The organism is Citrobacter sp. RHB35-C17, from assembly GCF_013816795.1.
Lineage (GTDB): Bacteria > Pseudomonadota > Gammaproteobacteria > Enterobacterales > Enterobacteriaceae > Citrobacter_A > Citrobacter_A amalonaticus.
The window spans coordinates 1,923,195-1,949,361 of the sequence record NZ_CP057150.1 but is presented as its reverse complement, the minus strand read 5'-3'; the positions used below and the strand labels follow the sequence as shown (position 1 = coordinate 1,949,361).

The following is a 26,167-nucleotide window of genomic DNA, read 5'->3' as shown; positions in this document are numbered from 1 at the left end:
CCTTAGTTCTCCCCAACTTCTTAGGTCTTAGCTGTTACGGATGTATTCATCCATCTCAGTTTTCAGGTTATCGGATTTCGTACCGAAAATTGCCTGAACACCGGAACCTGCGACCACCACACCTGCGGCACCCAGTTTCTTCAGGCCAGCCTGATCCACTTTCGCCACGTCAGCCACGCTGACACGCAGACGGGTAATGCACGCATCCAGGTTAGTGATGTTTTCTTTACCACCAAATGCCGCAATCAGCGCAGGAGCCATTTCACTGGTCGCGCCCGCTTTCGCGTCATCGGTATTATCTTCACGACCCGGAGTCTTCAGATCCAGCGCTTTGATCAGCACGCGGAAGATGGTGTAGTAAACAATCGCGTAGCCCGCACCGACAATCGGGAACAGCCACAGCTTGCTGCTGTTACCGGACAGCACGATAAAGTCGATCAGACCGTGTGAGAACGACGTACCGTCACGCATACCCAGCAGGATACAGATTGGGAACGCCAGACCCGCCAGAATCGCGTGGATAACGTACAGGATCGGCGCAACGAACATGAAGGAGAATTCGATCGGTTCGGTGATACCGGTCAGGAACGAAGTCAGCGCCGCGGAGATCATGATGCCGCCCACTTTGGCGCGGTTTTCAGGTTTCGCAGAGTGCCAGATAGCGATCGCAGCCGCCGGCAGACCATACATTTTGAACAGGAAGCCGCCAGACAACATGCCCGCCGTCGGATCACCCGCCATGTAGCGAGGGATATCGCCGTGGAAAACCTGACCTGCCGCGTTGGTGTATTCGCCGATCTGCATCTGGAAAGGAACGTTCCAGATATGGTGCAGACCAAACGGTACCAGGCAGCGTTCAATGAAGCCGTAGATACCGAACGCCACAACCGGGTTCTGATACGCAGCCCACTGAGAGAATGTCTGGATTGCCGTACCGATTGGCGGCCAAATGAAGGACAGAACCACACCGGTAAAGATCGCCGCCAGACCAGAGATGATCGGCACGAAACGCTTACCAGCAAAGAAGCCCAGATACTCAGGCAGCTTGATACGGTAGAAGCGGTTAAACATGTATGCTGCAATCGCACCGGAGATAATCCCCCCGAGTACACCCGTATCCGCAAGGTGTTTTGCTGCGATTTCTTCAGCAGGTAAATGCAGAACCAGCGGCGCGACCACGGCCATGGTTTTTACCATGATGCCATAGGCGACAACCGAAGCCAGAGCCGAAACGCCATCGTTGTTGGTAAAGCCAAGCGCGACACCGATAGCGAAAATCAGCGGCATGTTTGCAAAAACAGAACCGCCGGCTTCTGCCATCACGTGCGATACAACGGCTGGCAGCCAGCTGAAGTTTGCGGACCCGACGCCCAGCAGGATACCTGCGATAGGCAATACGGATACCGGCAGCATCAGCGATTTACCGACCTTTTGCAGGTTAGCAAATGCATTCTTAAACATAATTGAGAGTGCTCCTGAGTATTTGTGCTTTCTACGTTCACACGCATTGGCGAGGGGGGAGAACCCCGCCGTGGACAGGGCATCTAAGTGCCCTTTATTTATTACACAGAGTAAAATAAATCGGCGAAATATAGTTTGACGGCTATCACGTTTCAACTCTGGACAGCGCGTTAAGTTGCACATTTTGACAAAAAAGGTATCAGAATGTGTCAGTTCGCTCATTCACCGCCCACTTTGTGGCGGTGAACTTTACTCGCTTTAGTTATTAATTACGAGCTTTAAAAAAACTCAACTACGAGGCTGAATGCAGGCGGGAAGCGTTGATATGGAACAGGCGGGCAAAGTTATCGGTGGTGATCTGCGCCAATTCTTCAACCGCCACACCTTTCAATACGGCCATGTATTCCGCCACATCGCGGACCATCGCAGGCTGATTCTCCTTACCCCGATGCGGTACCGGCGCGAGATACGGAGAGTCCGTCTCCACCAGCAGTCGATCCAACGGCACATATCGCGCAGCGTCACGTAATTGTTCAGCATTACGGAAGGTCACAATGCCGGAAAAGGAGATATAAAAACCCAAATCCAGGAGTTTACCCGCCGTTTCTCTGTCTTCTGTAAAACAGTGTAGTACGCCGCCACAATCCGTCACGTTTTCATGACGAAGAATCGCCAGCGTATCGGCGCGGGCATCGCGCGTGTGGACGATCACCGGTTTGTTCAGTTCACGGCCGATCTGGATATGATGAATGAACGACGCCTGCTGGCGCACTTTTGTTTCGGGAGTATAAAAGTAGTCCAGTCCCGTCTCTCCCATCGCCACCACGTCGTCATCAGCCGCCAGATGACGCAGTTCTTCCACATCATACGGTTCGTCCTGATTGAGTGGATGTACGCCGCACGAGAAAACGACGTTATCGCGCTGGCCGACCAGTTCCCGCATACCGCGGTACCCTGGCAGCGTTGTCGCCACCGCCAGACAGAATTTCACATCGCGCGCAGCGGCTTTCGCCAGCACGTCATCCACATCCTTATGCAGAGATTGATAATCCAGGCCATCGAGATGGCAGTGCGAGTCGACTAAAAACATAATGTCTCTCTTACAGGTGGGGAACAGGCAACACAGTGCCTGGTTGCAGGTAATGCTCGATTTGCAAAAGAAGATCGGTTAACACCAGTTCACGGTTTATTCCGGTCACGTTAAGCAGTTGTTCGCGGCAGTGGCAGATGGCATTGAGGATTGCCTGAATACGCGTCTGAGAAAGCTGACCGGCAATCGTGGCGATCAGTTGCCCGGCATCCGCGTTGGTCATCACACTGGCCCCATGCTGACGTTTAAGCGCATCCATCATTAACGTCGCCAGCCAGTGCAGTCTGGCAGGCGCCTGTTCATGGTTAAGCACCGTCAATAATGAGTACCAGTCACCAGCAGGAATGCTGCTCGCCAGCGCCTGACACAACGCGTCACGTTGGGACCAGCTTTCGGACCCCAGGAGCGTCAGCGCCCCCCCCGGAGAACCGGCACTCAGGCGCAGCGCAGTCAATGACGCAACTTGCGACACTGTCACTTCTCGTGCAAGCCACGATACCGCGTATGATTCACTCGGCGGCGCGAGATGATGTAAACGACACCGGCTGCGCAGCGTTGCCAGTAACCTCGCGGGTTCACGGCTGGCGAGAAAGAACCAGGTTTGCGCGGGCGGTTCTTCCAGCGTTTTGAGCAGCGCATTGGCGGCGGCATCAGTCATCAGCGCCGCATCCGGGATCCAGACCACTTTGGCTCCGCCCAGTCGCGCACGCTCATACAGTTTTTCACTCACTTCACGCACAGCATCAATGCCCAGCGTGCTTTTCCCTTTTTCCGGGAACAGTGAATAGTAGTCCGGATGCGTTCCTGCCTGCATCAACTGGCAACCACGGCAGTGGCCACAGCTTTTATGTCCATCCGGTTGTTGACAAAGCAAGTAGCGGCTCAACGCATAGATCAAAGCATCGTCGCCCATCCCCGGTAGGGCCTGAATCAGTAACGCATGGTGACCCCTTCCCGCCTGATAGCTCGCTACCAGCTTCTCGAAGTCAGGTCGTAACCATGGATACCATTTCATTCTCCCTGCTCCTTCACCCACTCGGTGATGGTGGTACGGATATCGCTCATCACCGTATCCAGCGGCTGCGTCGCATCAATCGTGCGGATACTGGCATCCTGAGCGGCAAGCTCGAGGTAACGAGCGCGAGTACGATTAAAGAAATCAAACGATTCCTGTTCGATGCGGTCCAGTTCGCCACGGGCGCGAGCGCGCTTCAGACCCACCTCTGGCGTGACGTCGAGGTACAGGGTTAAATCCGGGCGGAAATCCCCCAGTACCGCATCACGAAGCGTCGCCAGCATCTGCTGATCGACCCCGCGACCACCACCCTGATACGCCTGCGTGGACAGATCATGACGGTCGCCAATTACCCATTTACCTTCTGCGAGCGCAGGTTTAATGACCGTCTCAACCAACTGCACTCGCGCGGCATAGAACATCAGCACTTCGGCTTTTACGGTAATGGTTTCGTCACCGACCGAACGAATGTCCAGTACCAGGCTACGCAGTTTTTCTGCCAGCTGCGTACCGCCCGGCTCGCGGGTAAAAACCATCTCGCGAATACCGAGTTGTTCAAGCGTCTCAACCACAACATTCTTTGCAGTCGTTTTTCCGGCGCCTTCCAGCCCCTCGATGACGATATACTTACTGCGCATTTTTTTCCTTAAGCACTTTCAGATAGTCCTGCACTGACCGGTTATGGCTGGCAAGATTAGTATTAAAAGTATGACCGCCTTTACCATCGGCCACAAAATAGAGATACGGCGTTTTGGCCGGATGTGCCGCCGCTTTTAGCGAGGCTTCACCCGGCATCGCAATCGGTCCTGGCGGGAGTCCTGTTATCGTGTAGGTATTATAGGCCGTTGGCGTTTCCAGGTCCGCGCGCGAGATCTTGCCATTATAACGCTCCCCCATTCCGTAAATCACCGTTGGATCGGTCTGGAGACGCATCCCGATCCGCAGGCGGTTAATAAAGACAGAGGCGACCTGATCGCGCTCGCTGGCAATGGCCGTCTCTTTTTCAATAATCGAGGCCATCGTCACCAGTTGGTTTTGATCTTTATACGGCAGTCCTTCCGCACGCCCTTCCCAGACGCGCTCAACCGCCTTCACCATTTTCTGATGTGCGCGCTTAAGCAAGGCAACATCCGTGGTATTGGCGGTATACATCCAGGTATCGGGCCAGAACCAACCCTCCAGCCCATCCGTACTTTCAAGGCCCAGCGCTTTTGCAACGGTTTCGTAGCGATCGTCGCTCAGGGTATGCTTGATATACGGCGCATCACGCAGCTGTTTGAGATAGTCGCTTAAGCGCATACCTTCTACCAGCCGCAGTGGGAATTGCGCCTCTTTGCCACTTTCCAGCAGTTGCAGCATCTCGCGGACGCTCATACCCGGCGTTAAACGGTAGGTTCCGGCCTTAAAGTGGGAGAGTTCTGGTTCGACGCGCAGCAACCATTGAAACACGCGCGGGCGGTTAATTACCCGATCCGCATACAGCTGATCGCCCAGGGCCAGACGCCCGGTACCCGGCTTAAGGGTAAAAATGGTCTCTTCTTTGATCAGGATTTTACTGTCCGCCAGATGGCGAACCTTCCACATTCCCGCCCCTGCGGCAATGCCCAATACAACAACCAGTAAAAGGACAACACGAAACATTTTTTTCATGACTAATTCGGATGCTCACACAGTGGGGCCAGAAACTGAAATAATACACGTGAAGACAACGTGTTAGCGCCATAAGCCCGCACAGGTACAATCGGCATCAGCGCATTGCAGACCACCATTTCATCGGCATGTTGCAGCGCTGCTTCGCGGGCATGGGTTTCGACAACCTGAAAAGACGATTGTGCCAGTTTCCGGATACAGAATTGTCGCATAATACCGTTCACTCCCGCCTGATCGAGGCGCGGCGTATAGACCACATTGTCTTTTCGCCAGAATAAATTAGCCGCACAGCATTCCGTAACCCAACCCTCACTGTCAAGAACCAACGCCTCTTCGGCGTCCGACTGCTCAAGATGAGAACGGATCAGCACTTGTTCGAGCCGGTTCAGGTGCTTGATGCCCGCGAGCAAAGGGTTACGCCCCAGACGAACCGGGCTTAAGGCAAGCGTGATCCCCTGTTCGCGCCAGCGGTCATAATGCTGCGGATAGGCAGACACAGAGAGAATGCGGGTGCTGTCACGACACTGCGCGCCGCTGTATCCTCGTCCCCCACTTCCACGGCTGATAATCACCTTCAGTACCGCACGTGGATGGCCCGCGGCCAGCACGGTCATTTCGCGCTCAAGCACATCCCAGTCATCAAAGGCAATCAGCAACGTTGCGCAGGCCGCCTGCAAGCGCCGCAAATGCGCCGCCAGCAGCGATACGGTGCCGTCGAGAATGCACGCAGTGGTAAAGCAGCCATCGCCAAACTGGATGGCGCGATCGCTTGCGGGAAGAGATTCCTGTTCACGGCCATTGATCAAGAACATGGTGGCTCCTTATGCATGGCCCGTTAGTGTCGCAGGATGGTTAGCGCAGGACAAGGGAAGAAAACGCAATAAAAAAGGCCCGACAAGCGGACCTTTTAACCAGGAAGGCAGAACGGCGGTCAGACCTTTTTAAAGATCAATGAACCGTTAGTCCCACCGAAACCGAAGGAGTTACACAGCGTGTACTCCATTCCGCTGACCTGACGCGCTTCGTGAGGAACGAAGTCCAGATCGCAACCTTCATCCGGGTTATCCAGGTTGATGGTTGGCGGAACAGCCTGATCGCGCAGCGCCAGGATAGAGTAAATCGACTCTACCGCGCCCGCTGCACCCAACAGGTGGCCGGTCATGGACTTGGTGGAACTCACCATCACACGGCTTGCCGCATCGCCAAAGACAGATTTAACAGCCTGCGCTTCAGCTTTATCGCCTGCCGGCGTGGACGTCCCATGGGCGTTAACGTAGCCAATCTGGCCAGGTTCAATCGCCGCATCACGCAATGCATTGACCATCGCCAGGGCAGCACCAGCGCCGTTTTCCGGCGGCGACGTCATGTGGTAAGCGTCACTGCTCATCCCGAAGCCAACGACTTCAGCATAAATTTTTGCGCCGCGCGCTTTAGCATGCTCGTACTCTTCCAGTACCACCATGCCTGCACCGTCGCCCAGAACAAAGCCATCTCGCTCTTTGTCCCACGGGCGGCTTGCCGCTTGCGGGTTATCGTTACGGGTAGACAACGCACGTGCTGCGCCAAAGCCGCCTACGCCCAGTGGCGTACTGGCTTTTTCAGCACCGCCCGCGACCATCGCGTCCGCATCGCCGTATGCAATGATACGCGCGGCATGACCGATGTTATGTACGCCTGAGGTGCAGGCGGTCGCGATAGAGATGCTTGGCCCACGCAGGCCATACATGATGGTCAGGTGACCCGCCACCATGTTAACAATCGTCGACGGAACGAAGAATGGGCTGATTTTACGCGGTCCACCGTTCACCAGAGAACTGTGGTTTTCTTCAATCAGTCCGAGACCGCCGATACCGGAGCCAATAGCGGCGCCAATACGGGATGCGTTCTCTTCCGTTACTTCAAGGCCAGAATCCTGCATGGCCTGAACGCCAGCGACAATTCCATATTGAATGAAGGCATCCATCTTGCGCTGTTCTTTGCGCGAGATAATGTCATCACAGTTAAAATCCTTTACTAAGCCAGCAAATTTCGTTGCATAGGCGCTAGTATCGAAATGGTCGATCAGGCTGATGCCACTCTGACCGGCAAGGAGAGCTTTCCAGGTAGACTCTACGGTATTGCCGACAGGAGACAACATGCCCAGTCCGGTCACAACTACACGACGCTTAGACACGGTTGTCCTCCAGGGAGGGATAATTGATTCAAGTGGGACAAAAAGATAAAACTCAGGCGGTCGAATGACCGCCTGGAGATGTTCACTTACGCCTGGTGGCCGTTGATGTAATCAATGGCAGCCTGAACGGTGGTGATTTTCTCAGCTTCTTCGTCCGGAATCTCAGTATCAAACTCTTCTTCCAGAGCCATTACCAGCTCAACGGTGTCAAGAGAATCTGCGCCCAGGTCTTCAACGAAAGAAGCATTGTTGGTAACTTCTTCCTGCTTAACGCCCAGCTGTTCGCCGATAATTTTCTTAACGCGTTCTTCGATAGTGCTCATACTCTTAAATTTCCTATCAAAACTCGCTTTCGCGATGGTTTTCGTAGTGTATAAAATGTTGAAAAATTTGCAACTAAATCCCGGCAGGTCTTACCACGATTTTACGTTATTTTGAGGCCAAGACCTATAATAACGCAAATATTTTTCTACGCTTTATCCTTCAAATTGTCTCTGTGTTGGCTGCATCCTCAAACTCTGGTCACATAGTCATCTATGCTCGCCGGCTTTTCGGTCTTGCCGCCTTGATACAATTTGGATGATTTTGCGTATCTCGTGGTTAAACCATATACATCCCGCCGTTGACGTGCAAAGTCTCACCCGTGATGTAACCTGCTTCGTCAGAGGCTAAAAATGCAACCGCACTGGCGATCTCTTTCGGATCGCCAAGACGACCTGCAGGAACTGCCGCCAACGTACCCGCACGCTGCTCATCAGTCAGCGCACGCGTCATGTCCGTTTCAATAAAGCCCGGAGCAACAACGTTCACTGTAATACCGCGGGACGCAACTTCGCGTGCCAGCGATTTACTGAAGCCGATCAGACCCGCTTTCGCCGCAGCGTAGTTTGTCTGACCCGCATTTCCCATGGTACCAACCACAGAACCGACAGTGATAATACGTCCATGACGCTTTTTCATCATAGCGCGCATTACCGCTTTTGACAGGCGGAAAACAGATGAAAGATTGGTTTCGAGAATATCGTTCCACTCATCATCTTTCATTCGCATCAGCAGGTTATCACGTGTGATACCGGCATTATTGACCAGGATATCCACTTCACCAAATTCTGCGCGAATTTTTTCCAGAACAGATTCGATAGATGCTGGATCAGTCACATTCAACATCAGACCTTTACCTTTAGCACCTAAGTAATCGCTGATGGCCTGAGCGCCACTTTCGCTGGTCGCGGTACCGATAACGGTCGCGCCACGGGCAACAAGCGTCTCTGCAATTGCGCGGCCAATGCCACGACTTGCACCAGTAACCAGCGCGATTTTTCCTTCAAAACTCATGGTGTTCCTCTTTTATTGCGCAAGTGCCGCCGACATTGCCGCCGGTTCGTTCAGAGCCGAGGCAGTCAGGGTATCAACAATACGTTTCGTCAGGCCCGTAAGCACTTTACCTGGTCCCACTTCATACAGGTGCTCGACACCCTGAGACGCCATTAATTCAACGCTCTTCGTCCACTGTACCGGACTGTACAACTGGCGCACCAACGCATCGCGAATGGCGTCAGCGTCAGTTTCACATTTCACGTCCACGTTGTTGATAACCGGTACAGATGGCGCGTTAAAGGTAATTTTCGCTAATTCCGCTGCCAGTTTTTCCGCTGCTGGCTTCATCAGCGCACAGTGAGACGGTACGCTCACCGGTAACGGCAGCGCACGTTTTGCACCGGCGGCTTTACAGGCGGCACCAGCACGCTCAACGGCTTCTTTATGCCCGGCGATAACGACCTGTCCCGGTGAGTTATAGTTCACCGGCGAGACCACCTGGCCTTCTGCGGCTTCTTCGCACGCTTTTGCAATGGACGCATCATCGAGACCGATGATAGCAGACATACCGCCTGTGCCTTCCGGAACGGCTTCCTGCATGAATTTACCACGCAGCTCAACCAGACGCACTGCGTCAGCAAAATTAATGACACCGGCGCAAACCAGCGCAGAGTATTCACCAAGGCTATGACCCGCCATCAGCACAGGCGCTTTACCGCCCTGCTGTTGCCAGACGCGATACAGCGCAACGGACGCGGCTAACAGCGCAGGCTGCGTCTGCCAGGTCTTGTTCAGTTCTTCAGCCGGCCCCTGTTGAGTCAGCGCCCACAGGTCATAGCCCAGCGCCGCAGAAGCGTCGGCAAACGTCTCTTCGACGATGGGATAGCTTGCCGCCATATCGGCTAACATCCCAACGGTCTGGGAACCCTGTCCAGGGAACACAAATGCGAATTGCGTCATGTTTAAATCCTTATACTAGAAACGAACCAGCGCGGAGCCCCAGGTGAATCCACCGCCAAAGGCTTCAAGCAACACAAGCTGACCTTCTTTGATACGTCCGTCACGCACGGCTTCATCCAGCGCGCAAGGAACGGAGGCCGCAGACGTGTTGCCGTGTCTGTCCAGTGTCACCACCACATTGTCCATCGACATGCCCAGTTTTTTGGCCGTCGCGCTGATGATACGCAGGTTAGCCTGGTGCGGAACCAGCCAGTCGAGTTCTGAACGATCCAGGTTATTGGCCGCCAGCGTCTCGTCGACGATGTGTGCAAGTTCGGTAACGGCCACTTTGAACACTTCGTTGCCTGCCATCGTCAAATGAATCGAATTTTCCGGATTCACGCGATCGGCATTCGGCAGCGTCAGCAGTTCGCCATAGCGGCCATCCGCATGCAGATGGGTAGAGATGATGCCCGGCTTGTCGGAGGCGCTCAGCACCACGGCACCAGCACCATCGCCAAAAATAATGATTGTGCCACGATCGGTTGGATCGCAGGTACGGGCCAGAACATCGGAACCGACCACCAGCGCGTATTTGACCGCACCCGTTTTAACGTACATGTCGGCGACGCTTAATGCGTAAGTAAAGCCGGCACAGGCTGCGGCGACGTCAAACGCCGGGCAGCCTTTGATGCCCAGCATATTCTGAATCTGGCATGCTGCGCTGGGGAATGCATGTGTCGCTGAGGTGGTCGCTACCACAATCAAGCCAATCTGTTCTTTATCAATGCCCGCCATTTCCAGCGCGCGTTGAGCCGCCGTAAAACCCATCGTTGAGACGGTTTCATTCGGCGCAGCAATATGGCGTTCACGAATCCCTGTACGGGTGACAATCCACTCGTCAGACGTATCGACCATTTTTTCCAGATCGGCGTTAGTCCGCACCTGTTCAGGCAGATAGCTGCCAGTACCAATAATCTTTGTATACATGTACGCTCAGTCACTTTTTGGTTATATACCGCGCATCACAACGGCTAAGAAGCTGGGCTCTCACGCCACACCGTAATCAGTGTGGCTGCGATGTGTCGCCATTACCAGCATCCAGCATTGTAAATCCAGCTGGGTATACAGATTCCAGGCGAGCGGCAATTCGCTGAGGAACTTGTCGCTGCACCGCCTGCACTGCCTGTTCAATCGCGACGGTAAACGCTCGCTGATTGGCCGCACCATGACTTTTTATCACCGTGCCGCGCAATCCTAACAGACAGGCGCCATTATACTGGTCGGGGTTGAGGTGACTGAATCGCCTCGCCAGGCTTTTTTGTAACCAACGTTTTAATATCAGCAGCCACCACGACCGTTTTTTACCCTCACCCTGAGATTTCAGCAGTGAAAGGAACATTCTGACAACACCTTCCATCGTCTTTAATGTGACATTGCCTGTAAAACCGTCACATACCAGCACATCCGTTTTCCCCGTCAATAACTCATTGGCTTCAAGATAGCCGATGTAATTGATGGAAGGGATCGTTTTTAGCACCACAGAGGCATCCCGAATGCTGTCGAGCCCCTTGGTTTCTTCTTCACCAATGTTGAGCAAGGCCACACGAGGGTTGTTAATACCGACCACTTCTTCCGCAAGCACCGAGCCCATAATGGCAAATTGCACCAGCATCTTGCTGTCGCAATCGACGTTCGCCCCCAGATCGAGGACCACCGTCTTCCCTTTCTGCTGATGCGGCAAAACCGTCACCAACGCAGGACGCTCAATACCGTCGAGCGGTTTGAGCAATAATTTTGCAAGTCCCATCAGCGCACCGGTATTTCCTGCGCTGATGCAGGCTTGTGCTCGCCCTTCCTTCACGAGTTCCAGCGCCACACGCATAGAGCTCCCGCGACTGGCGCGGATTGCCTGCGAAGGCCGGGCATCACTGGCGATAACTGACTGTGCAGGGATAATCTGCAGACGCGAACGTTGTTCAAAGTCAGCTTTAGCAAGTAATGGCGTGATAGTATCGGGATCCCCGACTAAAAGAAGTGTGAGTTGTGGATTAGAATTCAGTGCCTGCAATGCTGCAGGCACTGTCACGGAAGGGCCAAAATCACCCCCCATGACATCTAACGCCAGGGTTAGACGTGTCAAAGTCGTTTCGCCGCCTGGTTTGGTATTTCCCCGCAGCAACGGGGAATTTCCTCACTAAGCTTCATCACACGGTTTCTCTTCGTTTCTTACGCGAAAGAGGCATTAACAGCCTGCCTGTTACGTAAAATTCGTTGAGTAACGCGTGATTACTTAGCGATTACCTTGCGGCCACGGTAGTAACCGTCGGCGGTGATGTGGTGACGCAGGTGTTTTTCACCAGAAGTTTTGTCTACAGACAGGCTGGTGACTGCGGTCAGAGCGTCATGAGAACGACGCATGCCACGTTTGGAACGGGTTGGTTTATTCTGTTGTACGGCCATGGACCTTACTCCTCAATTACTTACGCTTTAAGCTGGCTAATACGGCAAATGGGTTTGGTTTTTGCGCTTCATCAGGCAGTTCACCAAAGACCATGTCCGCCTCGGACACTTCACAGTGTTCAGAATCATGCACCGGAACTACCGGCAAGGAGAGGATAATTTCATCTTCCACCATTGCAAGCAGATCGATTTCACCGAATTCGTTAACCTCAATCGGCTCATACGCTTCCGGGAGTGCTTCAGCCTGTTCGTCGGAACGAACCGGACTGAAACAATACGTTGTGTGGACATGATGAGGAAACGGCTTCCCGCAACGCTGACATGCGAGCGTTACCGAAACCTTCGCATCACCGGTAATCACAGCAAGACGTTGGTTATCGATAGCAAACGACATGGCGCATTCCACATCACTGTCCACACTGACTACAGAATCGGCGACGCGCTCTACCAGATCAGAAGTATAGATACCTTCATAATCGAGGCGTTTTTGAGCCGTACGAACCGGATCAAGAGTCAGGGGTAATTTTACCTTTTGCATAGGGCGCGCATATTAACTTTGTAACGTCATATAGTCAAAGAAAAAGGCAGCCTGCGGTTGCCTTTTGCCAATAATTCGCACACATTGCGGTTTACAGACTTATTTTCGCTCAGGAGACGCCACAACGGCACGCCTGAAGGACGAAGAGCATAGTTTAAAATGGCTCTCATCAATACGCTATATCTGGTGGAAAAAATATGCCTAATCTCATTCTTGCCTCCACATCTCCCTGGCGCCGCGCCCTGCTGGAAAAACTGGCGATGCCCTTTGAATGCGCGGCCCCTGAGGTTGACGAAACGCCGATGCCCGGAGAGAGTCCTCGCCACTTAGTCAACCGACTGGCGCAAGAGAAAGCGCAATCGCTGGCTCACCGCTTTCCGTCTCATCTTATTATTGGTTCCGATCAGGTATGCGTACTGGATGGCGAAATCGCCGGTAAGCCCTTAACAGAAGAGAAAGCCTGCCAACAGTTAGCCAAAGCCAGCGGCAATATCATTACGTTCTATACCGGTCTGGCGCTGTATAACTCCGCGACGGGACATTTACAGACCGAGGTGGAACCCTTTGACGTTCACTTCCGCCATCTCAGTGAAGCGGAAATTGAAGACTACGTGCGTAAAGAACGCCCGCTGCACTGCGCAGGGAGTTTTAAAAGCGAAGGTCTGGGGATTGCGCTCTTTGAGCGCTTAGAGGGGCGAGACCCAAACACGCTGATTGGTTTACCGCTGATCGCACTGTGCCAGATGTTACGTCGGGAAGAGATGAACCCGCTGAAAACCTGATTAATGGCACTATCCAGTAGGCGGGAGAATACAACGCCTTCAGGCGTAAACCTGCCGGATGGCGACGTAGTCGTCTTATCCGGCAGGTTTAGCGCGATAAATGCGCATCAGGCCGGCTTACGTAACACCTGTAAACAGCGCTTCAGTTGGTCGTCCATCGGCGCTTCAATGCGCAGCACCTCACCCGTACCCGGGTGGGTAAATTTCAGTGCTGCTGCATGCAGGAACAGACGCGACAATCCGGTTCCTGCCAGTTGCTTATCGAAGTCGCGATCGCCGTAGCGATCGTCAAAAGCAATCGGATGGCCCGCGTACTGGGTATGCACGCGAATCTGGTGTGTGCGGCCCGTCACCGGGCTACAGCGAACCAGCGTGGCGAACGCGTAACGTTCTTCCACCTTAAAACGCGTTTCCGACGGTTTGCCTTCCTGATTCACCCGCACAATACGCTCGCCGCTTTGCAGAATGTTCTTCAATAACGGTGCCTGTACCGTTTTGACATGCGACTGCCATTGCCCGCGCACCAGGGCGAGATAATCTTTTTGCATCCCCTTCTCGCGCAGTTGCTCATGTAGCGAACGCAGTGCTGAACGTTTCTTCGCGACCAACAGCACGCCCGACGTATCGCGGTCAAGACGGTGTACCAGCTCAAGAAAACGCGCCTCAGGACGCAGCGCTCGTAACCCTTCAATCACGCCAAAGCTTAACCCGCTGCCGCCATGCACCGCGGTTCCCGACGGCTTGTTCAGCACCAGAATATGGTCGTCTTCATAAAGGATAACGTCCGCCAGCGCCGCCACTTTTTGCAGATGCGGCGAGACGGCCTCTTCTTCACGCTCCGCCACGCGAACCGGCGGAATGCGCACTTCATCACCCGCTTCCAGTTTGTATTCGGGTTTGATGCGTTTTTTATTCACCCGCACTTCGCCTTTACGCAAAATGCGATAAATCATACTTTTCGGCACACCTTTGAGCTGTGTGCGCAAAAAATTATCAATGCGTTGCCCCGCTTCGTCAGCAGTAATAGCAACAATTCTTACGGATGGAGTCTCTGTTTTCATGGGGGCCGATTCTAAATAGCCACAAGGATTAGCGCCACTCATTTTTCTATGCTTATATTTATCTTTATCCTTCGTCACTCACATGTTTCATGACTGATTTGGTGGTTATTAAACCAATCACCGCGCATAAGTGAAAAAACTGTGAGTAAGCGGGTGATAAATGGTAAAAGTCATCTTGCTATAACAAGGTTAGCAGTGGAATAATGTCACCGCTTCCGTGCTGAATCTTGTTAAAACAAGGAATTTTACGGAAAAACCCAATTTTGTCCGGACGATCATCCACGCAGCAATGGCGTAAGACGTATTGATCTTTCAGACAGTTAGCGGGCTGCGGGTTGCAGTCCTTACCGGTAGATCGGATCTTCTCTGGAGAGTAATACCCAGGCGGTTCCCCTGATAATTGCGCTGCGTTTCCGTATGAAATGCAGGCAACCGACACTCTGCGCCTCTTTGAGCTGACGATAACCGTGAGGTTGGCGACGCGAATAGACACGAGGCCATCGGTTCACACCCGGAAAGGCAATACTCTGCCCGCAGCTTAGTCGTCAATGTAAGAATAATGAGTAAGTTACGATGAAAAGAATGTTAATCAACGCAACTCAGCAGGAAGAGTTGCGTGTTGCCCTTGTAGATGGGCAGCGTCTGTACGACCTGGATATTGAAAGTCCTGGACATGAACAGAAAAAAGCGAACATCTATAAAGGCAAAATTACCCGTATTGAACCGAGTCTGGAAGCGGCTTTTGTTGATTACGGCGCTGAACGTCACGGTTTCCTCCCGTTAAAAGAAATTGCCCGCGAATATTTCCCCGCTAATTACAACGCTCATGGTCGTCCAAACATCAAAGATGTGCTGCGCGAAGGCCAGGAAGTTATTGTTCAGATTGATAAAGAAGAACGTGGCAACAAAGGCGCTGCCCTGACCACTTTTATCAGCCTGGCGGGCAGCTATCTGGTTCTGATGCCAAACAACCCGCGTGCGGGGGGTATCTCTCGTCGCATCGAAGGCGACGACCGTACCGAGCTGAAAGAAGCGCTGGCAAGCCTTGAACTGCCTGATGGCATGGGCCTTATTGTACGTACTGCGGGCGTAGGCAAATCTGCCGAAGCGCTACAGTGGGACTTAAGCTTCCGTCTGAAACACTGGGAAGCCATTCAGAAAGCCGCGGAAAGCCGCCCTGCTCCGTTCCTGATCCATCAGGAGAGCAACGTGATTGTTCGCGCCTTCCGCGACTATCTGCGTCAGGATATCGGTGAAATCCTTATCGATAACCCGAAAGTGCTCGAACTGGCGCGCCAGCATATTGCGGCGTTAGGTCGTCCGGATTTCAGCAGCAAAATCAAACTTTACACCGGTGAAATCCCGCTGTTCAGCCACTATCAGATCGAGTCGCAGATTGAATCCGCGTTCCAGCGTGAAGTGCGTCTGCCTTCCGGCGGCTCTATCGTTATCGACAGCACCGAAGCGTTAACCGCCATCGACATTAACTCCGCTCGCGCAACCCGCGGCGGCGATATTGAAGAAACGGCGTTCAACACTAACCTGGAAGCGGCCGATGAGATCGCCCGTCAGTTGCGCCTGCGTGACCTCGGCGGCCTGATCGTTATCGACTTCATTGATATGACCCCGGTACGCCATCAGCGTGCGGTGGAAAACCGTCTGCGTGAAGCGGTCCGCCAGGATCGTGCGCGTATCCAGATCAGCCATATTTCACGCTTCGGCCTGCTGGAAATGTCCCGTCAGCGCCTGAGCCCGTCGCTGGGCGAGTCCAGCCATCACGTCTGCCCACGCTGTAGCGGTACCGGCACCGTGCGTGATAACGAGTCGCTGTCCCTGTCTATTCTGCGTCTGATTGAAGAAGAAGCGCTGAAAGAGAATACTCAGGAAGTCCACGCGATTGTCCCAGTGCCAATTGCCTCCTATCTGCTCAACGAAAAACGTACTGCCGTTAATGCGATTGAAACCCGACAGGATGGCGTGCGTTGCGTGATCGTACCTAACGATCAAATGGAGACGCCGCACTACTCCGTACTGCGCGTGCGTAAAGGTGAAGAGACGCCGACTCTGAGCTACATGCTGCCGAAGCTACATGAAGAAGCGATGGCGTTACCGTCTGAAGAAGAGTTCGCCGAGCGTAAACGTCCTGAGCAGCCCGCTCTTGCCACCTTCGCGATGCCAGAAGTTCCGCCTGCGCCAACGCCTGCCGAACCGCCAGTGAAAGCCGCTGCGCCGAAGGCCGCCGTTGCGCCAGCCGCTCCGGCAGAGCCGGGGCTGCTGAGCCGTTTCTTTGGCGCACTGAAATCGCTGTTCAGCGGTAGTGAAGAAGTGAAACCTGCCGAGCAGCCTGCGCCGAAAGCCGCGGAGAAGCCGGAGCGTCAGCAGGATCGCCGTAAACGCCAGAACAACCGTCGTGACCGTAACGATCGCAACGAACGTCGTGACAACCGCGATAACCGTGGCGAACGTTCAGAAAATGGCGAGAACCGCGACGAGAATCGCCGTAACCGCCGTAATGCGCAGCAGAATGCCGAAAACCGTGATAACCGTCAGCAAGCGACCGACGTAGCGGATAAAGCAAAGTCTGGTGATGAGCAGCAGCAGCCACGTCGCGAACGTAACCGCCGTCGCAGTGATGATAAACGTCAGGCTCAGCAGGAAGTAAAAGCGCTGAATCTTGATGAGCAGCAGACTCCAGAGACCGAACAGGAAGAGCGCGTTCGTCAGGCTCAGCCGCGCCGTAAACAGCGTCAGCTGAACCAGAAAGTTCGTTACCACGACCAGGCCTCAGAAGTGGCAGAGGTAGAAACCGCCACCACGGAAGAGAGCATTGTCGCACCGGTTGCAGCACAGACTGCGCCAGCGCAAAGCACTGAACTGGTGAAAGTGCCGCTGCCTGTCGTGACAGAAGCAGCCCCAGAGCAGGATGACAATGGTGAAGCACGTGATAACGCTGGTATGCCGCGTCGTTCGCGTCGTTCCCCACGTCATCTGCGTGTGAGCGGCCAGCGTCGTCGTCGTTATCGTGACGAACGTTACCCACTGCAGTCGCCGATGCCGCTGACTGTCGCCTGCGCCTCGCCAGAAATGGCGTCCGGCAAAGTGTGGATCCGCTACCCGGTAGCCCGTCCTCAGGATGCGCAGCCAGAAGCACAGGAAGTCGAACAGGTACAGGCCCAGCCTGTTGTGACCGAACCGCAAGCCGTGGCAGCCGCCGTTGAAGCTGTTGCCGCAGTCGAACCCGCCGTTGAAACTGTCGTTGAAACGGTAACAGAAGCACCGGTTCAGGCTGAAGCCGTGGTTGAAACGACGCATCCGGAAGTCATTGCCGCCCCGGTGGTTGAACAGCCGCAGGTGATTGCCGACGCCGATGTGCCGGTCGCCGAAGAGGTTGCCGCTCAGGCAGAGCCTGTCGCTGAAACGCAGGAAACCGCTCCGGTCGTTGAAGAGACACCAGACGTGGTTACGGTCGAGCCTGAAACAATGACTGTCGTGCCTGACGTGGTTGCGGCTGAATCTGTCGCCGTTGAACCTGAAGTGGTTGCAGAGCCTGAAGTCATTGCAGAACCGGTTGCAGCGCCTGTGATCGTTGAAGCACCCACAGCGCCTGCGCCAGTATCCGAACCCGTTGTCGTTGCACCGATCGCAGAAGCCGCAGCGCCAGTCGTGGCAGAACCTGTTGCTGAGCACAGCCACGCAACCGCACCGATGACCCGTGCGCCAGCGCCGGAATATGTGCCTGAAGCGCCACGCCACAGTGACTGGCAGCGCCCTGCTTTCGCCTTTGATGGTAAAGGCGCCGCAGGTGGTCACACTGCCTCGCACAGTGCCTCTGCTGGACCGACTCGTCCTCAGCCTGTCGAGTAAAATCGATAGCGTAAAAAGCCGACCTCAGGGTCGGCTTTTTTATTCCCCTTCAGGTCGGCGCATTCCCGCCAGTTCCGGCATCACCTTTTTCATCAATTCCAGAAACTTACGCAGGCGAGTGGGATAATAACGCGCCCAAGGATAGACCAGGTGTACTGGCAAAGGTGCGGCCTGCCAGTCAGGAACCAGCTCGACGAGTCGTCCTTGCGCGATATCCTCGGTCACCGTCCAGCTTGACACCACCACCACGCCTAACCCCGCCAGCGCTGCATTGCGCGCTACGTAGATACTGTCGGTACTCAGTCGCGGCGTGATCGGAAAGGTCACCGGTTCCCGACTGTGCTGATGGCTAAGTGAGACGTTGTGTTGATAGAAGGTGTTGACGGCAATCCAGGGCAGCGACGATAGCTGTTCTGGCACCGCGATCGTTGCAAATTGCGCCAGCAGCGCCGGTGAAGCGACCACGCTACGCGGCACTTCCGCTAGCAGCACCGAAACCGTTGCCGGATCGACCTCCGCGCCCACGCGGATCGCGCAGTCGATATTGTCGCTGAGAAAATCGACCGTTTTATCGTTGAGCATCCACTCCACCGACAGATTGGGGTAGCGCGCTAAAAAGTGCAGTAACGGCGTGAGGAGCTGCTGCTGACCAAAAGCATGCGGAGCCCGCACCCGCAATGTCCCGACGGGCTCATCTTCCGTGACGTTGAGTCCGTCCTCCAGTGCCAGCCAGGCGTCAATGATATGTTTGGCGTGCTGGTATCCGCGCTCGCCGTCGTCCGTTAGCTTCATGGCGTGCGTGGTACGTAAGACCAGTTTTACCCCCAGCATCGCCTCCAGCGACTGCAACCGCCGACTGATTGTCGCCTGGGTCGTGTTCAACTGACGAGCGGCAGCTGACAACGATCCGGCCTCCACGATGCGCACAAACGTTCGCATCAGTTCCACCCTGTCTATACGCTCATTCTTTTTCATTCATTCGATGCTCATACGCTTTACGTATAATCGTTTTACCACATCGCTGACTACCAGACCACCGCCATTCAGAGAAAAATAGCCTCACACCTGTGATTGAGGATTTTGAAATGCACACACCGTCTCGTTGGCTGATCTTTGTTCTGGCGCTGGGCGCAGGCTTCAGCGTTGCCGCCATCTACTATGCACAACCGTTGTTACCGCTAATGGGGGCCGATTTGGCGCTCAGCATCACCGGCATGGGACTGGTGCCCACGTTAACGCAGGCCGGTTATGCGTTGGGGATCCTGTTCTTATTGCCGCTCGGCGACCGTTACGATCGGCGCTGGCTCATTCTGATGAAAAGCGCCGCGCTCGCCCTGTTGCTGCTGGCCTGTAGCGTCACAGGCCAGGTGCATTCTCTGCTGACTGTAAGCCTGTTGCTGGGGATGGCCGCGACGATGGCGCAGGATATCGTCCCGGCGGCGGCGATTCTCGCCCCAGAGGGCAAACAGGGAAAAACGGTCGGGACAGTGATGACCGGCCTGCTGCTGGGCATTTTATTGTCACGCACCGTGAGTGGTCTGGTCGGAGAAGCCTTTGGCTGGCGGGAAATGTATCAACTCGCCGCGCTCAGTATTGCCCTTGTCGGCGTATTGCTGTGGAAAGTCCTGCCCGCATTTACAGCCCATTCCACGCTGAGTTATCCCGCACTGATGGTGAGCCTGGCGCAGTTATGGCGTCGCTACCCGGCACTACGTCGTGCCGCCCTGGCGCAAGGTTTTCTGTCCGTCGCGTTCAGTGCGTTCTGGTCAACGCTGGCCGTGATGCTGGCAGAAAACTATCAGATGGGCAGCGCCGCCGCGGGGGCATTTGGTATCGCCGGGGCTGCCGGAGCGCTGGCTGCGCCGTTGGCCGGTCATCTGGCAGATAAGATAGGCGCAGAAAAAGTGACGCAACTGGGGGCATTGCTGGTGACCGTTTCTTTTGCGCTGATGTTCCTGTTACCCGCGTTGCCCGTGCACGCACAGTGGTTGCTGATTGCGCTCTCCGCCGTCGGCTTTGACCTGGGACTGCAATCGAGCCTGGTGGCGCACCAGAATCTGGTCTATAGCCTCGAACCGCAGGCCAGGGGGCGTCTGAATGCACTACTGTTCAGCGTCATATTCATTGGCATGGCGCTGGGCTCGGTGCTCGGCAGTCAGGTGTATGCGCTGGCAAACTGGCAAGGCGTCGTCACGCTGGCCACCCTCAGTGGCACCCTTGCGCTGATCATCAGACTGGCGGGAAAGCGTTCCTCTGCCCCTCTGAGGGTTAGCGTGTAACCGACAAAAAAATGCCCGCTCCGGGGTGAGAGGGAGCGGGCAGATAAAACATACCCAGTTTCATGATATGTTTCAAATCGGTATTAGCGGTTGAGCTGGAATAGCGACATCCCCTGCATATCGGTAAAGGCTTTATAAGAGGCCTGGAGCGCCGCCTGCTGCATGACGTACGATGAAATGGCCGCGTTCCAGTCCACATCCACCAGATTACTCATCTGCTGCGTTTGTCCTAGTGCGCGATCGGTGCCCAGCGAGTCCAGACTCTCCAGTTCCTTCAGTTGCGTCCCCAGTTCCGCACGCACGCTCAGTACATTATTAAGCGAGTTTTTCAGACCACGGTTGGTTTTATCAATCACCACTTTTGCCTGTTCTTTCAGCGTCGCATCGTCACCCACAGGGGAATTCAATGAGGCAATCGCCGAATCCAGCATTTTGAACAGGTTGGTTTCGGACGTGCCGTTGTTCGGTTCCGGAACCGCATTACTGGTGATCTTGTCGAAAATTTTGTTGCCGGTGTGGCCGATGGTCATCGAACGGGAGGCATCCACCTGCTGAGTGATGTTCTCCGTACCGCCGTTGTAGGTACCGTCAGCCTGAGCAAACGGAGCCGTTTCCGTTTTATAACCGGCAAAAATATAGCGACCGTTACCGTCGGTACTGTTTGCCAGGTTCATCAACTGATCGCGGATACCCTGTAAGTCCGTCGCCAGCGAGGCGCGGTCATCATCACTCAGCGTTCCGTTACCGGCGCTGACGATTTTTTCCTGTGCGCTTTGTATCGCCGTCGTCACCTGGTTTAACACGTTCTCTTCCAGCGAAACCTTCTGCGTGGCGAAAGTCCTCGCCAGGGCGAACTGGCTGTTCTCCGACTGCGCCTGTGACAACACCACGGCCTGGGATGCGGCGATAGGATCGTCAGACGGATTGATTACCCGCTTCCCTGTCGACATCTGCTCACCGTATTTCATCCACTCCGCCTGGGAATTGGTGATACCGCGCATGTTCTGCTGGTACATCATTTGGGTACTGATACGCATCGTTTCCTGCTCCCTTAGCGAATACTCAGCAGTGCATCAAACAGAGAGTTGGCGGTTTGCAACACCTGGGCATTGGCCAGGTAATACTGCTGGAAGCGTTGCAGGTTGCCGTACTCTTCGTCAAGGTTAACGCCGGAAATGGACTGTTGCTGATTGCTCAACTGCGTCACCACGTTGCCCTGGGTGGTGCTGCTGGTTTTCAGCGTTGCGGTTTTGCTGCCCACGTTGCTGACCAGCGTAGCGTAGGCGTCGTTAAACGATTTTGAACCACCTACCGTTGTGCTGTCCTTTTGCAAATCCAGCAATGCCTGACCATTACGGTTGTCGCTTTCACCGGCCGTTGCGTCCTTCGCCATCGCAATTTGCGATTCGTTGGTCACCAGAACGCCCATATTGATGATGGCGTCGCTGACCGGCTTGACGATGAAGCTGTCATTTTTAGCAGGGCCAACATCGATGTTAATCTCCAGGCCATCAAAGGTCAGTTTGCCCGCGTTTTCGGTCGCTTCAAAAGAGGTGTTATCCGCAAGACGCGTCACCTGCCATTTCGCTCCGTCATAAACCACTTTATAGTCAGTCGCCTGAACCTCTGAGGCGGTTTTAACGGTCGCGCTGATGCTGCCGGTATTCTTGCTATTTCCATACACAGCCGGGTCGCCGATGCTAAAGAAATCGACATTATTTTTGCCGTTCGCATCATACCCTTCGCGGTGCTGCTGGTTAAACGCATCGGCGAACGCCAGCGCCAGTTGTCCCAGCGTGTTGCGCGTCTGATCCAGATCCTGGGAACGGAAGGTCAGCAGACCACCGAGCGAACCGGTCGTGATCAGTTTTTCCGGAATTTCGATGTTTCCCGCGATGGAATCGACATAGGCAACGGTGATTCGTGAAGGGTCGGACTGCGACTGTACCGCCGCTAGCTGACGGGCATTACTTCCCTGCACCAGTGAATAGCCGTTCGCCATCGTGATGTTATAGGTGCCGCCGTCCTGAACGCTGACTTCCACGCCGACAATTTTGTTCAGCTCACTGACCAACTGGTCGCGCTGATCAAGCAGGTTATTCGGCGATGCCCCGGCACCTACACCGGTCAGACGCGAGATCTGGTCGTTCAGGCTGGCAATCTGCTTACTGTAGTTGTTGATCTGATCGACGCTGGAACCAATCGCGATATTGACCTGCTTGTCCTGATCGCGCAGATACTGGTCGGTCGTTTTGAACTGGTTAACCAGCCCATTGGCTTTGCCTATCAGCGTCTGGCGCGCCGCCGGGTCTTCGGCGTTACTCACCAGCGTTTGCAGGCTGGTGAAAAAATCCTGCATGGACGAGGAGACAGAGCTGGTTTTGCTGGCCAGCAGGTTGTCGATTTTGGACATCTGCTCATAACGGGTCGTCAACCCGCTACTCTGGTTCTGCGCCGCGCGCAGTTGATTGGTGATGAACGAATCATATTCGCGCTGTACACCGGAAACATAAACACCATTGCCCACCCAACCGCCGGCACCCAGCGTGCTATTGGCTTGCGCCATAATGGTCGTCTGACGGGTATAGCCCGCAACGTTATAGCTGGAAATGTTGTTACTGGCAGTATTCAGCGCCGCCTGAGCCGCGCTCAGCCCGCTCATAGCGTTATTAATCAAGCTGGACATGGAAGTTCCTTTTAATCCTTCAGTTACAGATTATTATCGGCAGCAGGTCACAGGACTTGAGCCATTTAGAAGAGATTGTCGAGATTCGTGTTGTAGGCGTTGCTCACCTTCTCGCTCATCGACTTCAGCTGTTGGATCATACTGGTCAATTTACGCGCATAGTTCGGGTCGGTGGCATAACCGGCGCTTTGCAGTGCCTGCGCGCCCTGTTCCGCGGTAACCGCCGTGGTCACCGCCGCATAGCGTGGATTGCGGGTCAGCAGACCGACGTAATCTGACAACGCTTCAAGGTACGAGCTGTACACGCGGAATTTGGCCTTCACCTTTTTCGCTTCGCCGTTTTCATATTCGGTCGTGGTGATTTCCGTCACCGGCCCCTTCCAGTTACCCGAGGCCTTCACGCCAAACAGGTTGAAACTCGGCTCGCCGTTTTCCCGGCGAATTTGCCGCTGCCCCCAGCCTGACTCCAGCGCCGCCTGCGCCAGAATCAGGTGATGTGGCACGCCGCTCTGCTCACTGGCCAGACGGGCCGGCAGCGACAGTTGTGCCAGGAAGTCTTTGCTGTCGCCGGAGAGCGGTTCGTCATTGCTCTGCGGTGTTTTCGGCATCGCTTTACGCACCAGTTGCGTCAGCGCCTGGTTCTGGTAACTGGTCACCGTTTCCAGCGGGAACTTCATCGGCACCTGCGGCGTTTCTTCCGTAGGCTGCGCCTGCCCCTGCGTCATCTGTTTGACCATCATTTCCGCCAGCCCCAGACCTTTTCCGGCGGTCATCTGCTGCGCAATCTGCTGGTCATACATGCTGGTATACAGACGCGTTTGATCGCTGCTGAAGACGCCATCTTTTGGCAGCGCTTCTCGCATGCTTTTCAGCATCATCTGGACGAACATGCCTTCCACCTGGCGGGCCACCGGGCGGATATTCGCCGCCGGATCCTGACCGGCTTTCGCCTTCAATTCATTCAGCGATTGCGCATCCCAGGCGGCGCTGGCCATCAGTTTGCTGTCGCTAATCATCAGATGATTTCCAGTTTCGCGCGTAAGCAACCGGCGCTCTGCATCGACTGCAGAATTGACATCAGATCCATCGGCGTCGCCCCCAGCGCATTCAGCGCACGGACCACGTTGTTCAGATTGGCGCTGGAACGAACGCTTTGCAGCGAACCGCCGCTCTGACGCAGATCGATTTGCGTTTGCGGTGTCACTACCGTCTGCCCCCCGCCAAACGGCGTATCCGGTTGACTGACATTAGCCTGACGGTTAACGGTCACGGAGAGATTCCCCTGCGCTACAGCACAGCTATCCAGCGTCACTTCGCGGTTCATCACCACCGAACCGGTACGTGAGTTGATCACCACTTTTGCATCCTGTGGCGTCACGTTCACTTCCATGTTCTGAATATCCGCCAGGAAGCGCACCTGAGAGCTGTTGCCGCTCGGTACGCGGACCTGAATCGTGCGCGCATCCAGTGCGGTGGCGCTGCCAAAGCCGCGTGACCGGTTGATGGTGTCAGCAATCTGCTGCGCCATGGTGAAGTCTTCATTATTCAGTTGCAGGTTTAGCGTATTACCCGCGCCGAACTGGCTGGGCAACTCGCGCTCGATTGTCGCCCCGTTGGTGATCCGTCCGCCGTTAAGCTGGTTCACCTGCACGCTGCTGCCACCCGCAGACGCCCCGGCGCCACCAACTAAAATGTTGCCCTGCGCCAGCGCATACACCTGGCTGTCGACCCCTTTCAACGGCGTCATCAGCAGCGTCCCCCCGCGCAGACTTTTCGCGTTCCCCAGCGAAGACACCACTACGTCAATGGTTTGTCCCTGACGACCAAAGGCCGGAAAGGAGGCGGTTACCATGACCGCCGCGACGTTTTTCAACTGCATGTTCGTCCCGGTCGGTACGGTAATACCCAACTGCGAGAGCATGTTGTTCAGGGTCTGGGTGGTAAATGGCGTCTGGGTGGTCTGGTCACCGGTCCCGTCCAGCCCCACCACCAGGCCGTAGCCAATGAGCGAGTTTTCGCGCACGCCCTGCACGCTGGTCAGATCGCGGATACGATCGGCATGCGCCAGCGTGGCGACGAGGACCAGAACCAGTCCAACTACAGATTTCAACATGGGAGACCTCGCTTACATCGGCGACAGGTTAAGGAAGAAACGCTGGAGCCAGCCCATATTTTGCGCTTCGTTGATGTAGCCGTTTCCGACATATTCAATACGTGCATCCGCCACCTGAGTTGACGGAACGGAGTTGCTGCCGCTGATGGTGCGCGGATTGACAACCCCGGAGAAGCGGATGAACTCAGTGCCCTGGTTGATGGCGATCTGTTTCTCACCCACGACATGTAAATTGCCGTTAACCAGCACCTGATCCACGGTCACGGTCAGCGTGCCGCTAAAGGTATTGCTGGCGTTGGCCCCGCCCTTACCGTTAAAGGTGTTACCGCCGGACGCCTCGACGTCCGCTCGCGCATTGCCGAATAATCCTTGCAGATAGCGTGGTACGGTATCAAAGCCAAAGTTGGTTTTGCCGTCACGGCTGGCGTTGGCAGAAGAGCTTTTACTGGCGCTGACGTTTTCCTGCAGCACAATGGTCAGCGTATCGCCGATGTTGCGCGGACGACGGTCTTCAAACAGTGGCTGATAGCCATAGTTGATTGGCTGCGCGGACTGAAAAATCGAACCATTTGCCACCGGCGTCGGGCCAGGAACAGGCTGTGCCGTGGTCGCGCCCTGGACGAGCGGAGTGGAAGGAATCCAGGCACATCCTGACAGTGAAACCACCAGCAGGGCCATGATCGGGTAAGCGTGCGCAGCGTTTTTTTGCATTGCCTTTATCTTCTGAATCAGGGTG

Annotated in this window: 24 protein-coding genes; 3 read left to right on the top strand and 21 right to left on the bottom strand. The window is 54.9% G+C overall.

The window, feature by feature from the left end; genetic code table 11:
• Positions 1-27: 27 nt before the first annotated feature.
• From ptsG to yceD, 14 genes are all read right to left on the bottom strand, one after another.
• Complete coding sequence (gene ptsG / locus HVZ37_RS09200; protein WP_042319612.1) at positions 28-1,461, bottom strand: PTS glucose transporter subunit IIBC; 1,434 nt, start codon at positions 1,459-1,461, stop codon at positions 28-30.
• Positions 1,462-1,753: 292 nt separating this feature from the next.
• The gene (locus HVZ37_RS09195) at positions 1,754-2,551 is read right to left on the bottom strand and encodes a metal-dependent hydrolase (RefSeq protein WP_125339644.1); all 798 of its coding nucleotides are present in this window, start codon (positions 2,549-2,551) and stop codon (positions 1,754-1,756) included.
• A 10-nt stretch (positions 2,552-2,561) separates the two neighbouring features.
• Positions 2,562-3,566 (bottom strand): DNA polymerase III subunit delta', encoded by a 1,005-nt coding sequence (holB, locus tag HVZ37_RS09190; RefSeq protein ID WP_181628363.1) that lies wholly within the window; start codon positions 3,564-3,566, stop codon positions 2,562-2,564.
• Positions 3,563-4,204: a dTMP kinase gene (tmk, locus tag HVZ37_RS09185; protein ID WP_043000980.1), complete on the bottom strand. Its 642-nt coding sequence runs from the start codon at positions 4,202-4,204 to the stop codon at positions 3,563-3,565. Before tmk ends, holB begins: the two co-directional genes overlap by 4 nt.
• Positions 4,194-5,216, bottom strand: a complete 1,023-nt coding sequence (yceG, locus tag HVZ37_RS09180; protein WP_044257997.1) for a cell division protein YceG — start codon at positions 5,214-5,216, stop codon at positions 4,194-4,196. The genes tmk and yceG overlap by 11 nt, the downstream gene beginning before the upstream one ends.
• A 2-nt stretch (positions 5,217-5,218) precedes the next feature.
• Positions 5,219-6,028 carry an aminodeoxychorismate lyase gene (gene pabC, locus HVZ37_RS09175; RefSeq protein WP_181628362.1) on the bottom strand — a complete coding sequence of 270 codons (810 nt, stop codon included), beginning with the start codon at positions 6,026-6,028 and terminating at the stop codon, positions 5,219-5,221.
• A 119-nt stretch (positions 6,029-6,147) separates the two neighbouring features.
• Positions 6,148-7,389, bottom strand: coding sequence for a beta-ketoacyl-ACP synthase II (gene fabF / locus HVZ37_RS09170; RefSeq protein ID WP_043000983.1), 1,242 nt, complete (start codon positions 7,387-7,389; stop codon positions 6,148-6,150).
• Between the two features lie 86 nt (positions 7,390-7,475).
• Positions 7,476-7,712: an acyl carrier protein gene (gene acpP, locus HVZ37_RS09165; RefSeq protein ID WP_000103754.1), complete on the bottom strand. Its 237-nt coding sequence runs from the start codon at positions 7,710-7,712 to the stop codon at positions 7,476-7,478.
• Between the two features lie 277 nt (positions 7,713-7,989).
• Complete coding sequence (fabG, locus tag HVZ37_RS09160) at positions 7,990-8,724, bottom strand: 3-oxoacyl-ACP reductase FabG (RefSeq protein ID WP_042319622.1); 735 nt, start codon at positions 8,722-8,724, stop codon at positions 7,990-7,992.
• Positions 8,725-8,736: 12 nt separating this feature from the next.
• Positions 8,737-9,666 carry an ACP S-malonyltransferase gene (gene fabD / locus HVZ37_RS09155; RefSeq protein WP_043000984.1) on the bottom strand — a complete coding sequence of 310 codons (930 nt, stop codon included), beginning with the start codon at positions 9,664-9,666 and terminating at the stop codon, positions 8,737-8,739.
• Positions 9,667-9,681: 15 nt separating this feature from the next.
• The gene (gene fabH / locus HVZ37_RS09150; protein ID WP_043000985.1) at positions 9,682-10,635 is read right to left on the bottom strand and encodes a beta-ketoacyl-ACP synthase III; all 954 of its coding nucleotides are present in this window, start codon (positions 10,633-10,635) and stop codon (positions 9,682-9,684) included.
• A 76-nt stretch (positions 10,636-10,711) separates the two neighbouring features.
• On the bottom strand, positions 10,712-11,788 hold the full coding sequence (gene plsX / locus HVZ37_RS09145) for a phosphate acyltransferase PlsX (protein WP_181628361.1): 1,077 nt from the start codon (positions 11,786-11,788) through the stop codon (positions 10,712-10,714).
• Between the two features lie 146 nt (positions 11,789-11,934).
• Entirely contained in the window at positions 11,935-12,108 is a 174-nt protein-coding gene (gene rpmF / locus HVZ37_RS09140) for a 50S ribosomal protein L32 (RefSeq protein ID WP_000290727.1), read from the bottom strand.
• Positions 12,109-12,124: 16 nt separating this feature from the next.
• Entirely contained in the window at positions 12,125-12,646 is a 522-nt protein-coding gene (gene yceD, locus HVZ37_RS09135; RefSeq protein ID WP_043000987.1) for a 23S rRNA accumulation protein YceD, read from the bottom strand.
• A gap of 197 nt (positions 12,647-12,843) precedes the next feature.
• On the opposite strand from yceD, the gene HVZ37_RS09130 reads away from it, so the two are divergent.
• The gene (locus tag HVZ37_RS09130; protein ID WP_043000988.1) at positions 12,844-13,428 is read left to right on the top strand and encodes a nucleoside triphosphate pyrophosphatase; all 585 of its coding nucleotides are present in this window, start codon (positions 12,844-12,846) and stop codon (positions 13,426-13,428) included.
• Positions 13,429-13,535: 107 nt separating this feature from the next.
• Here the strand turns inward: HVZ37_RS09130 and rluC are convergent, their stop codons facing one another.
• Positions 13,536-14,489 (bottom strand): 23S rRNA pseudouridine(955/2504/2580) synthase RluC, encoded by a 954-nt coding sequence (gene rluC / locus HVZ37_RS09125; protein ID WP_043000989.1) that lies wholly within the window; start codon positions 14,487-14,489, stop codon positions 13,536-13,538.
• A gap of 573 nt (positions 14,490-15,062) precedes the next feature.
• Between rluC and rne the strand changes: the two genes are divergently transcribed.
• Entirely contained in the window at positions 15,063-18,353 is a 3,291-nt protein-coding gene (gene rne, locus HVZ37_RS09120) for a ribonuclease E (protein ID WP_181628360.1), read from the top strand.
• 39 nt (positions 18,354-18,392) lie between these two features.
• Here the strand turns inward: rne and HVZ37_RS09115 are convergent, their stop codons facing one another.
• Positions 18,393-19,328: a LysR family transcriptional regulator gene (locus HVZ37_RS09115; RefSeq protein WP_044258009.1), complete on the bottom strand. Its 936-nt coding sequence runs from the start codon at positions 19,326-19,328 to the stop codon at positions 18,393-18,395.
• 110 nt (positions 19,329-19,438) lie between these two features.
• Between HVZ37_RS09115 and HVZ37_RS09110 the strand changes: the two genes are divergently transcribed.
• Positions 19,439-20,632, top strand: a complete 1,194-nt coding sequence (locus HVZ37_RS09110; RefSeq protein ID WP_181628359.1) for an MFS transporter — start codon at positions 19,439-19,441, stop codon at positions 20,630-20,632.
• An 83-nt stretch (positions 20,633-20,715) separates the two neighbouring features.
• Here the strand turns inward: HVZ37_RS09110 and flgL are convergent, their stop codons facing one another.
• From flgL to flgH, 5 genes are all read right to left on the bottom strand, one after another.
• Positions 20,716-21,669, bottom strand: a complete 954-nt coding sequence (gene flgL / locus HVZ37_RS09105) for a flagellar hook-associated protein FlgL (RefSeq protein ID WP_181628358.1) — start codon at positions 21,667-21,669, stop codon at positions 20,716-20,718.
• A 14-nt stretch (positions 21,670-21,683) separates the two neighbouring features.
• On the bottom strand, positions 21,684-23,318 hold the full coding sequence (gene flgK, locus HVZ37_RS09100) for a flagellar hook-associated protein FlgK (RefSeq protein ID WP_044258013.1): 1,635 nt from the start codon (positions 23,316-23,318) through the stop codon (positions 21,684-21,686).
• A 65-nt stretch (positions 23,319-23,383) separates the two neighbouring features.
• The gene (gene flgJ / locus HVZ37_RS09095; RefSeq protein WP_044258015.1) at positions 23,384-24,334 is read right to left on the bottom strand and encodes a flagellar assembly peptidoglycan hydrolase FlgJ; all 951 of its coding nucleotides are present in this window, start codon (positions 24,332-24,334) and stop codon (positions 23,384-23,386) included.
• On the bottom strand, positions 24,334-25,431 hold the full coding sequence (locus HVZ37_RS09090; RefSeq protein ID WP_043000997.1) for a flagellar basal body P-ring protein FlgI: 1,098 nt from the start codon (positions 25,429-25,431) through the stop codon (positions 24,334-24,336). The genes flgJ and HVZ37_RS09090 overlap by 1 nt, the downstream gene beginning before the upstream one ends.
• Positions 25,432-25,443: 12 nt before the next feature.
• A complete protein-coding gene (flgH, locus tag HVZ37_RS09085) occupies positions 25,444-26,142 on the bottom strand; it encodes a flagellar basal body L-ring protein FlgH (protein ID WP_042319652.1) in 699 nt (232 codons plus the stop codon).
• Between the last annotated feature and the right edge of the window lie 25 nt (positions 26,143-26,167).

What these genes read in the sequence shown, in the direction of transcription:
- fabH (WP_043000985.1), bottom strand. Translation starts at nt 10,635, where the DNA reads ATGTATACAAAGATTATTGGTACTGGCAGCTATCTGCCTGAACAGGTG.
- rluC (WP_043000989.1), bottom strand. Translation starts at nt 14,489, where the DNA reads ATGAAAACAGAGACTCCATCCGTAAGAATTGTTGCTATTACTGCTGAC.
- HVZ37_RS09115 (WP_044258009.1), bottom strand. Translation starts at nt 19,328, where the DNA reads ATGAAAAAGAATGAGCGTATAGACAGGGTGGAACTGATGCGAACGTTT.
- pabC (WP_181628362.1), bottom strand. Translation starts at nt 6,028, where the DNA reads ATGTTCTTGATCAATGGCCGTGAACAGGAATCTCTTCCCGCAAGCGAT.
- HVZ37_RS09110 (WP_181628359.1), top strand. Translation starts at nt 19,439, where the DNA reads ATGCACACACCGTCTCGTTGGCTGATCTTTGTTCTGGCGCTGGGCGCA.
- HVZ37_RS09090 (WP_043000997.1), bottom strand. Translation starts at nt 25,431, where the DNA reads ATGTTGAAATCTGTAGTTGGACTGGTTCTGGTCCTCGTCGCCACGCTG.
- fabD (WP_043000984.1), bottom strand. Translation starts at nt 9,666, where the DNA reads ATGACGCAATTCGCATTTGTGTTCCCTGGACAGGGTTCCCAGACCGTT.
- holB (WP_181628363.1), bottom strand. Translation starts at nt 3,566, where the DNA reads ATGAAATGGTATCCATGGTTACGACCTGACTTCGAGAAGCTGGTAGCG.
- flgK (WP_044258013.1), bottom strand. Translation starts at nt 23,318, where the DNA reads ATGTCCAGCTTGATTAATAACGCTATGAGCGGGCTGAGCGCGGCTCAG.
- flgJ (WP_044258015.1), bottom strand. Translation starts at nt 24,334, where the DNA reads ATGATTAGCGACAGCAAACTGATGGCCAGCGCCGCCTGGGATGCGCAA.
- flgH (WP_042319652.1), bottom strand. Translation starts at nt 26,142, where the DNA reads ATGCAAAAAAACGCTGCGCACGCTTACCCGATCATGGCCCTGCTGGTG.
- fabG (WP_042319622.1), bottom strand. Translation starts at nt 8,724, where the DNA reads ATGAGTTTTGAAGGAAAAATCGCGCTGGTTACTGGTGCAAGTCGTGGC.
- HVZ37_RS09195 (WP_125339644.1), bottom strand. Translation starts at nt 2,551, where the DNA reads ATGTTTTTAGTCGACTCGCACTGCCATCTCGATGGCCTGGATTATCAA.
- HVZ37_RS09130 (WP_043000988.1), top strand. Translation starts at nt 12,844, where the DNA reads ATGCCTAATCTCATTCTTGCCTCCACATCTCCCTGGCGCCGCGCCCTG.
- acpP (WP_000103754.1), bottom strand. Translation starts at nt 7,712, where the DNA reads ATGAGCACTATCGAAGAACGCGTTAAGAAAATTATCGGCGAACAGCTG.
- rne (WP_181628360.1), top strand. Translation starts at nt 15,063, where the DNA reads ATGAAAAGAATGTTAATCAACGCAACTCAGCAGGAAGAGTTGCGTGTT.
- flgL (WP_181628358.1), bottom strand. Translation starts at nt 21,669, where the DNA reads ATGCGTATCAGTACCCAAATGATGTACCAGCAGAACATGCGCGGTATC.
- rpmF (WP_000290727.1), bottom strand. Translation starts at nt 12,108, where the DNA reads ATGGCCGTACAACAGAATAAACCAACCCGTTCCAAACGTGGCATGCGT.
- tmk (WP_043000980.1), bottom strand. Translation starts at nt 4,204, where the DNA reads ATGCGCAGTAAGTATATCGTCATCGAGGGGCTGGAAGGCGCCGGAAAA.
- yceD (WP_043000987.1), bottom strand. Translation starts at nt 12,646, where the DNA reads ATGCAAAAGGTAAAATTACCCCTGACTCTTGATCCGGTTCGTACGGCT.
- yceG (WP_044257997.1), bottom strand. Translation starts at nt 5,216, where the DNA reads ATGAAAAAAATGTTTCGTGTTGTCCTTTTACTGGTTGTTGTATTGGGC.
- ptsG (WP_042319612.1), bottom strand. Translation starts at nt 1,461, where the DNA reads ATGTTTAAGAATGCATTTGCTAACCTGCAAAAGGTCGGTAAATCGCTG.